Raw genomic sequence first — 7,854 nt, forward strand, 5'->3', positions numbered from 1 at the left:
AGGTGGATCAGGATGCTCCGGTGGTGGTGCTTGAGGCCATGAAGATGCAGAACTCCATCCTGGCTCCTGTCAGCGGAAAAATTGCAGCCATCAATTGCAAGCCGGGCGCCAGGGTGGCCAAGAATGATGTCCTAGCCGTTATTGTCCCGTAGGCGGATCGAAAAAAAAGAATGGGGGGTTATGATGAAAGAAACAACACCAAACATGGAAAACCTGAAGAAGAGACTGGGAGAGGACAACTTTAAGAAACTGACCAAGATCAAGAATCCCGCCCTTCATGAATTTGTGGCCAAATATATCGAACTGTGCAATCCCGATTCGGTTTTCGTTTGCACCGATACGAAAAAGGATCGTGAATACATCAGAGAGAAAGCATTAAGGGATGGCGAAGAGATCAAACTGGCCATAAAAGGCCACTCCGTCCATTTCGATGCGTATGGAGATCAAGGGCGAGATAAAGAGCACACCAATATCCTGGTGACCAAGGGCGTTGACCTGGGCCCGTTGATCAGTACCCGGGACAGGGATCAGGGTTATACTGAGGTTCATGAAATTCTCAAAGGGTTGATGAAGGGTAAAGAGGCGATTGTGCGCTTCGCATGCCTGGGGCCGACCAATTCAGAGTTTTCCATCCCCTGTGTCCAGATCACCGATTCCCCTTATGTGGCTCACAGCGAAGACCTGCTGTATCGACAGGGCTACCAGGAATTCCTGCGCCAGGGGGCTGAGGCGCAATTCTTCAAGTTCGTTCACTCTCAGGGAGAAGTGGATGAAAGGAAGGTTTCCAAGAACCTCGATAAGCGCCGAATCTATATTGATATCGCCGGTAGTACTGTCTATAGCACCAATACCCAATACGGCGGCAATACCATCGGACTCAAGAAACTGGCTATGCGCCTGGCCATTCGCAAGGCTTCCATTGAAGGATGGCTCACGGAGCATATGCTCGTCATGGGCGTGCACGGTCCTAAGGGAAGGGTAACTTATTTCACCGGCGCTTATCCATCCATGTGTGGCAAGACCTCCACGGCCATGCTGGAGGGTGAGACGATCGTCGGGGATGACATCGCTTATCTCAGGAAAAAGGATGGCGTAGTCCGAGCGGTCAATGTGGAAGCGGGGATGTTCGGAATCATCGAAGGCATCAACTCAGTTGATGATACGTTCCAGTGGGAGGCTTTGAACCGTGAGGCCGAGATCATCTTCTCCAACGTGCTGATTACCCCGGAGAACGGTATCCATTGGACGGGTAAAGACGGAGAGGTGCCTCCCAAAGGGCGCAACCACTCCGGCCAGTGGGAGAAAGGAAAGAAAGACGCCAAAGGGAAGGAAATTCCCTGTTCGCATCCCAATTCCCGGTTCACCCTTGATCTTCATATGCTGCCCAATCTGGACCCGAAGATGGATGATCCCGAGGGCGTGTTAGTGGGCGCGATGGTCTACGGCGGCCGGGATTCCGATACCTCGGTGCCGGTGGAAGAATCCCTTGACTGGGTTCACGGCATTATCACCAAGGGCGCTTCTCAGGAATCGGAGACTACTGCGGCTGTGCTGGGGAAGGAGGGCGTTCGAGAGTTCAGCCCGATGTCCAATCTGGACTTTCTGTCCGTTCCCATCGGCCGATATGTCCAGGATAATCTGGATTTCGGCAAGGGCCTTAAAAAGCCGCCTCTCATCTTCGCAGTGAACTACTTCATCCGCGACAAGCAGGGCAAGTTCCTCAATCATAAGACCGATAAGCGCGTCTGGTTCAAGTGGATGGAGCTGCGGGTGAACGGCGATGTGGATGCTATCCTGACACCCACCGGGCGTATTCCCAAATACGAAGACCTGGCTCCGCTCTTCAAATCGGTGCTGGGCAAAGAGTATACCAAAGAGGCTTATACCCAGCAGTTCACGGTGAGGATTCCGGAATACTTGGCCAAGATCGAGCGAATCGAGAAGATCTACAAGACTCAGATTCTCGATGCGCCCAAGCTGTTCTTTGATGTGCTGGATCAGCAGCGTCAGCGGCTCAAGGAAGCCCAGAAGAAATACGGCGATTATATCCGTCCCGATCAGTTGGGCTAGACAATGTCAGGGGGCAGTCGCCTTTAGGCGCTGCCCCCTGTGATCTCTCGCAGAATCGCTTCGATGTAGCTCCCCAGTTGTTTTTGCAGGGAAGGAGAGAGAGCCTCTCCTTCCTCCATGCTCGCCGGCTGAATTCCAAAGATCACTACTTGTTGAGGGTATTCTCCCAACCTTCGCGAAAGCTCCAGTCCATCCATCAGGTCGCCTTCGTGTAAAGAAAAATGAGGCAGGGCTTTTTGGGAGGAAACATCCTGAGGGGTGAAGCGGCGAATCGTTCCGGGCGGCTCCTCCATGCGGGCGCAATCGATCAGAATAGCCTTCTCCCTTCCGGCGATGGCATGCACCACATTCATCAGCGAGGACCCTAAGTCGATGCAGTCGACATTGGGCGGAATATCCGGCCGTGCGGTCAACTCAGCAATAAGGTGAATTCCGATGCCCTCATCAGTCATCAGGGGATTGCCGATGCCTCCGACGATTATGCTTTTACGCTTCATGTTCAAAACCCCTCTCCCTTGGTGGGAGAGGTCGGGTGAGGGTGAAGATATGTCAAACCAGAGAGGGCGGGGTTAATAAACCCCGCCCTCCACTTAGGTCCTATCAACCCCCTATCCCCCACTCTTGGGGGAAGGTTAGGGAACGGGGGACACCCCCGAACCCCCGGCAGGAGGAATCCTGCACCTCGTGTCAGACGCCCTAAACGAACTTCACGTCCAAGAAGTGGGTGGAGCAGGATACGCACGGATCGTACGACCTGACCAGCATTTCCAGCAACAGACGGATCTCATCCTGGCTCTTATCGAGAATCTTGGGAACCAGCGCTTCGAAGTCCTTCTGAATGTTGCCGTGGTTCTGGTTGGTTGGGATGCAGATATTGGCCGACATGCATCGTCCGTCATCATCGAAGGCATAGCGGTGGAACAGAATGCCGCGCGGAGCTTCCACTGCGCCTACGCCCACGCCTGCCTTCGGCACTACCTGGGCAACCTCGGGCTTTATCCCGGCGGAGAGAAGGTCATCGATGAACTGCAGCGATCTTTCCACTACCTGTACGGCCTCAACCACCTGAGCCACGCTGTTCATGTAGGGATTGCAGCACCCTTTCTTCAGGCCGAAGGATTGAGCTGTTTTGGTTGCCAAGGGCAGCAGGTTATCCGCATTCAGGTTAAATCTGGCCAGGGCCCCGACGGCGTATGAATCTCTGTGCCACTTGGTCCACTTGGCGGTGGATTGGGCCGGGACATATTCGTTGGCTACCGATTCCCATTTGTGAATATCCACGATCTCCGGGGTATCGGTGCTGCCGATTTGCCCATGGTGGAAGGGATAGCGCCCGGGCTGGACCAGCGCGATATACTCTGTTGGCCGATCAAAGCTGGGGAGTTTTCCAGCCAGACTCAAAACCAGATTGGCTATGGCCTGCAGTTTTGGGATGGTGTCCTCAAGGGATTTTTTCAACCCTCTCAGTTCGGTCTCGGAGGGAAGCTTCCCGAATCCGCCTACTCTCAGGGTGACCGGATGCGTGGTTCGGCCGCCGATCAACTCTGTCCACTCGCTTCCGATGCGATGGACCCCGACAATGGTCTTGACTGCATCGGGATGAGAAGAGGCCAGAGGCACCACCGATTTGGCTCCCAGCAGATCGGGCGCCACGAGATAGCCGACGTGCAGGATGTGGCTCTGGAACTGCTCTCCATAGTGCAGAAGCATGCGCAGTTTTCGGGTCTGCTCCGATACCGAGACGCCCATAGCATCCTCAACGGCCTTGACTGCTGCCAGGGAGTGAGATACCGAACATATCCCGCAGATTCGGCTCACGATCACCTGGATGTCGTACCACATGCGCCCGCGTACCATGGCCTCAAAAAAGCGCGGCGCTTCCGGCACCTGCCATTCCAACTTCTCTATCGTGCCGTCGGTGGCTTTGAGGATGATGTTTCCGTGTCCCTCAATTCGCGTGATATGATGAACATTGATGTCAATCTTTTTGCTCATAGCGTATGCTCCTGTTTACTGCCGAATAGTAACATCCGCCCCCTCAGGTCATCAACTGTCTTTCCGTAGAACTTCATGACGTCCTTTGCCGCGTTAACGTTGGGATTATCCACATAACCACGGCAGCCGAAGCACCAGAAACCGCCAGTTGGACACGGAGCGTCGCATCCCGCTCTGGTGATCGGGCCGAGGCAAATTTCGCCATACTCATATCGGCAGACATTGCCTTTCAGCTTGCACTCTACGCAGACAGGATATGTTTGAATGGGCGGTTGCTTGCCCATCAAAAGACAGCGGATGGCATTGGCTAGCTCCTTGTTGTTGATGGGACAGCCGTGCACCTGGAAGTCCACTTTGACAACCTCATTGACTGCCTTGGTCGGGGTTGTGTGTAGATGGGGCATTCTACCTGCTTCGCCATATACACAGTCCCTCACTTCCTCCATCCCGAACCTGTTCTTCAGTTTGTTCACGCCGCCGGTTGCGGCACATGCGCCGATGGTGATCAGGAGACCGGCCCGTTTGCGGATTTCCTTCAGTCTCTCCTCATCTTCAGGGCGCGTGATCGAGCCTTCGATCATGGCGATATCATACGTATCGCTCTGCTTGGACATCGCCTCCCGCCATTCAACGGGGTCTACTACAGAGACCAAGTTGAGGATGTCTTCCTCCAGATTCACAATCTGGAGCTGGCATCCTTCGCAACAGGCAAAATCGAATATGGCTACTTTTGGCTTACTCATTAGATGGCCTCCTTCACTTCGGCCACATCGGCATATTTGAAGACCGGGCCTTCCTGGCAGGCATAGAGTCCGTTAATCTGACAGTGGCCGCATTTGCCGACTCCGCATTTCATGTGCCGCTCCAGCGACACATAGATGTTATCGGCGGTCATCCCTGTCTTATAAAGTGACATGATGGCGAACTTGTACATCACTGGCGGTCCGCAGACAATGGCTACTGTCTTGCCGGGATCGACCGACATATCCGTCATCAAGGTGGTTATCACCCCAACATTACCCTTCCAGTTTTCATCTCCCCGGTCGACGGTTTCAGTGTAGGTTACCCGGTCCTTGGATGCCCAGTTCTTGACCTCATTGATGAACAACCTCTCGACCGGATTTCTGCAGCCATAGAGGATGGTCACATTGCCATAATTCTTGCGGTTATCCATAACATAGTTGATTGCCGAACGCACAGGCGCCAAGCCTAAACCGCCGCAGACAAAAATGATATCCTTCCCCTTCATCGTACCCTCTACCGGGAAGTTCGTTCCGAAGGGGCCGCGGATTCCCAACTTATCGCCCGGTTTGAGGTTATGTATGGCGCGGGTGACATTTCCCGCGTTTCGCACCACCAGCTGGAAAGAGCCTTTCTGTGTCGGCGATGATGAAACGGAGATAGGCGCTTCGCCAATGCCGAGGACGGATACCTCCACGAACTGGCCCGGTTTATTACCCAGTTCCCGGCCGGAATCCAGCTTCAATTCGAAAAAGCGCTCCATCGCTGTCATCGGCTCTGACTTCAGCACTGTGGCCAAATGCGGCCGATAGATGTCGTCCTGAGATTTGATTGTCGTTTCCATTATTTACTCACCCTCCGCGAGTCGGTTCATAACCTCGACCGGATTTGCAATATTGGCAGTACAGGCGGTGACGCACCTGCCGCATCCCACGCAGGCAATCTGCCCTCCGATCTTCGTGGGCACGTATTTCCCTTTCCTCAAATAGCGATGGCGAAACCGTGCCGATTTGTCCTTGCGGAAATTGTGATTGCCCGCTACCGTGGCAAAATCGGTCAGCATGCATCCGTCCCAAACCCGGATGCGCTCTCCGCTTGAAAGGTCCCAGTTTGTCTCATCGCGAACATCAAAGCAGTAGCAGGTGGGGCATACGAGAACACATGATCCGCAGGAATAGCACAGGTTGGCCCGCTCTTCCCAGATGGGATTATCGTATCCCTCTTCCAGCAGCTTGGGCCATTTTGAGGGAGGCACTTTCAGATCGTGCTTGCGCAGCCGCTGTTTGTTGTATTCCCAGACCATTTTGCGCTGTTCAATCCAGCTCTCGCTTGCATCGGGCGCTGCTACGAGGCCCAGCATCAGGCTCTTGCCTGACATTGTTTTCCCATCCACCAGATAGTCATCGCCGATTTTGGTGATGAGAATATCGTATCCGTCTTCAATATGCGATGTCCCCATGCTGCCGGCGAAAACATTCGGTGAAACTCGATAGACATCTACCACCACAATCGTGGCATTTTTCCGCCTGGTCATGTAGTGAACATCATAAGTCCCCTGCGAGAATATCTCATCCATCTGCAGGATGGCCGCCATGTCATACGGGTGCACGCCAAAGAGGACAAAGGGTTTGTCTTCCACTACGCTTTGGTATCCGGAGGTTTTGTTGAAAGACATGAGGGTTTCTTTTGGGGGTTGGAAAAATGTTTTCGGGGGCAGGATGGTCACATCATAGTCCAACCGCAAATCAGCCGCTCGGGCCAGTGGGCCAAAAGCAAATCGGTCGCCCTTGGCCTGAACTCCAATGACCCGCTCCTTTTTAGTCAATCCGTCGATCCATGTGGTCAGTGTTGCCAGATCAACCCTTTTTATGCTCATATTTTCTCTCCGTATCTGCAATTGCCGCTAGAACTGGCTGTAGATTCGATTCAGCTCTCGGATAACATCGCGCCGGCTGATTATCCCGATAATTTTTCCGCCTTCTACAACCGAGGCGCTGCGAATCTGTCCGGCGGCAAAGTGGTTCACTATTTCCTCAACGAGCATATCAGGTGAATAGGTCTCCACTTTGTTGATCATGACTTCACGCACTACTGTGTCCTTGGCATTGCCGCTGAATGCGGAATTCACCACGTCATCCTCGGTAATCAGGCCAACGATCTTTCCGGAACTGTCCACTACCGGCATTCCGTAGATATGCCAGCGCAAGAGGAGTTTTATGGCATCGGTCACGATCATATCCTCGTTGGCTGTTACCACGGGTTGAGTCATGATATCCCTTGCCGTTCTGGTCATGCCGTCCTTTGCCGTTTTCTTGGTTGTCATAAGCTTACCTCCATATCACCTCTCAAATCTGAATTATGATCGAGTCCGCTCAAAAAATGTCCATATTCCGGAAGCTAGTGTAGCACAACCGAACTGGGCAAACAACATACTAAACCAAGTCGTATGTTACGATATGCCCGAATAAACAAAAAAAGAATCCCCCTGAATTAATTCAGGGGGATTCTTTTTTTCACCGGAACAATTTCCCCAAGCAGTTACAAAAAACCACCCAGGCCCTATCCATCCCGGAAAGCATCAGAGAATTCATCGTGGACGATATCGGTAAGCCGGTCATTCAACATTTGCCATACAGCGGTTAGGTACGATAGCCAGCCCTGGTAGAACTCCGATCTGGCCCAGTCATAAAGATTGGAGGTTTGGTCTAATTTCGCCTGTCTGGAAAACCACTGGTCATGCTCATTCAGGTAATCCTCGAACCTCATCGTGCCAGGTTTTATGTAATCGCTCAACAATCCGGTCACGTTTTCCCCATTCTTTCGATGTATCGCTACATCGTGGAACAATTTCTCAAAATCTTCTAGAGTCGCCAATTCAACCCATGGTTTGGCAGCGTCTCTGCCGATGGCTTGCCAATCAAGCATGGCGTCCCTGCAAAAAGCCGGTATCGGAATTCTGATTGAGTCACCCTGATATTATGCTGCGAAGTTTAAAGTCTGAGTGAATCGGCTGGCGGGTCGAATTTAGCGCCAAAACAAGCGCCAACA

At 52.8% G+C, this 7,854-nt stretch carries 9 protein-coding genes; 2 read left to right on the plus strand and 7 right to left on the minus strand.

Annotated elements, in window-relative coordinates:
- Positions 1-2 precede the first annotated feature (2 nt).
- Both PHV74_13470 and PHV74_13475 read left to right on the plus strand, forming a co-directional pair.
- On the plus strand, positions 3-152 hold the full coding sequence (locus tag PHV74_13470; protein ID MDD5095368.1) for a biotin/lipoyl-binding protein: 150 nt from the start codon (positions 3-5) through the stop codon (positions 150-152).
- Positions 153-183: 31 nt separating this feature from the next.
- Positions 184-2,070: a phosphoenolpyruvate carboxykinase (GTP) gene (locus PHV74_13475; protein ID MDD5095369.1), complete on the plus strand. Its 1,887-nt coding sequence runs from the start codon at positions 184-186 to the stop codon at positions 2,068-2,070.
- A gap of 23 nt (positions 2,071-2,093) precedes the next feature.
- Here the strand turns inward: PHV74_13475 and PHV74_13480 are convergent, their stop codons facing one another.
- The 7 genes from PHV74_13480 to PHV74_13510 form a co-directional block, all read right to left on the minus strand.
- The gene (locus PHV74_13480) at positions 2,094-2,567 is read right to left on the minus strand and encodes a hydrogenase maturation protease (protein ID MDD5095370.1); all 474 of its coding nucleotides are present in this window, start codon (positions 2,565-2,567) and stop codon (positions 2,094-2,096) included.
- A 199-nt stretch (positions 2,568-2,766) separates the two neighbouring features.
- Positions 2,767-4,065, minus strand: coding sequence for a Ni/Fe hydrogenase subunit alpha (locus tag PHV74_13485; protein ID MDD5095371.1), 1,299 nt, complete (start codon positions 4,063-4,065; stop codon positions 2,767-2,769).
- Positions 4,062-4,808: a hypothetical protein gene (locus PHV74_13490; GenBank protein ID MDD5095372.1), complete on the minus strand. Its 747-nt coding sequence runs from the start codon at positions 4,806-4,808 to the stop codon at positions 4,062-4,064. Before PHV74_13490 ends, PHV74_13485 begins: the two co-directional genes overlap by 4 nt.
- On the minus strand, positions 4,808-5,650 hold the full coding sequence (locus PHV74_13495; protein ID MDD5095373.1) for an FAD/NAD(P)-binding protein: 843 nt from the start codon (positions 5,648-5,650) through the stop codon (positions 4,808-4,810). The genes PHV74_13490 and PHV74_13495 overlap by 1 nt, the downstream gene beginning before the upstream one ends.
- Before the next feature lie 3 nt (positions 5,651-5,653).
- On the minus strand, positions 5,654-6,682 hold the full coding sequence (locus PHV74_13500) for a 4Fe-4S dicluster domain-containing protein (GenBank protein MDD5095374.1): 1,029 nt from the start codon (positions 6,680-6,682) through the stop codon (positions 5,654-5,656).
- 27 nt (positions 6,683-6,709) lie between these two features.
- Positions 6,710-7,129, minus strand: a complete 420-nt coding sequence (locus tag PHV74_13505; GenBank protein ID MDD5095375.1) for a CBS domain-containing protein — start codon at positions 7,127-7,129, stop codon at positions 6,710-6,712.
- A gap of 236 nt (positions 7,130-7,365) precedes the next feature.
- Positions 7,366-7,731, minus strand: a complete 366-nt coding sequence (locus PHV74_13510; protein MDD5095376.1) for a hypothetical protein — start codon at positions 7,729-7,731, stop codon at positions 7,366-7,368.
- Positions 7,732-7,854 lie beyond the last annotated feature (123 nt).

The sequence above is a fragment of the Dehalococcoidia bacterium genome, from assembly GCA_028711995.1.
In the GTDB taxonomy this organism is placed as follows: Bacteria; Chloroflexota; Dehalococcoidia; order SZUA-161; family SpSt-899; genus JAQTRE01.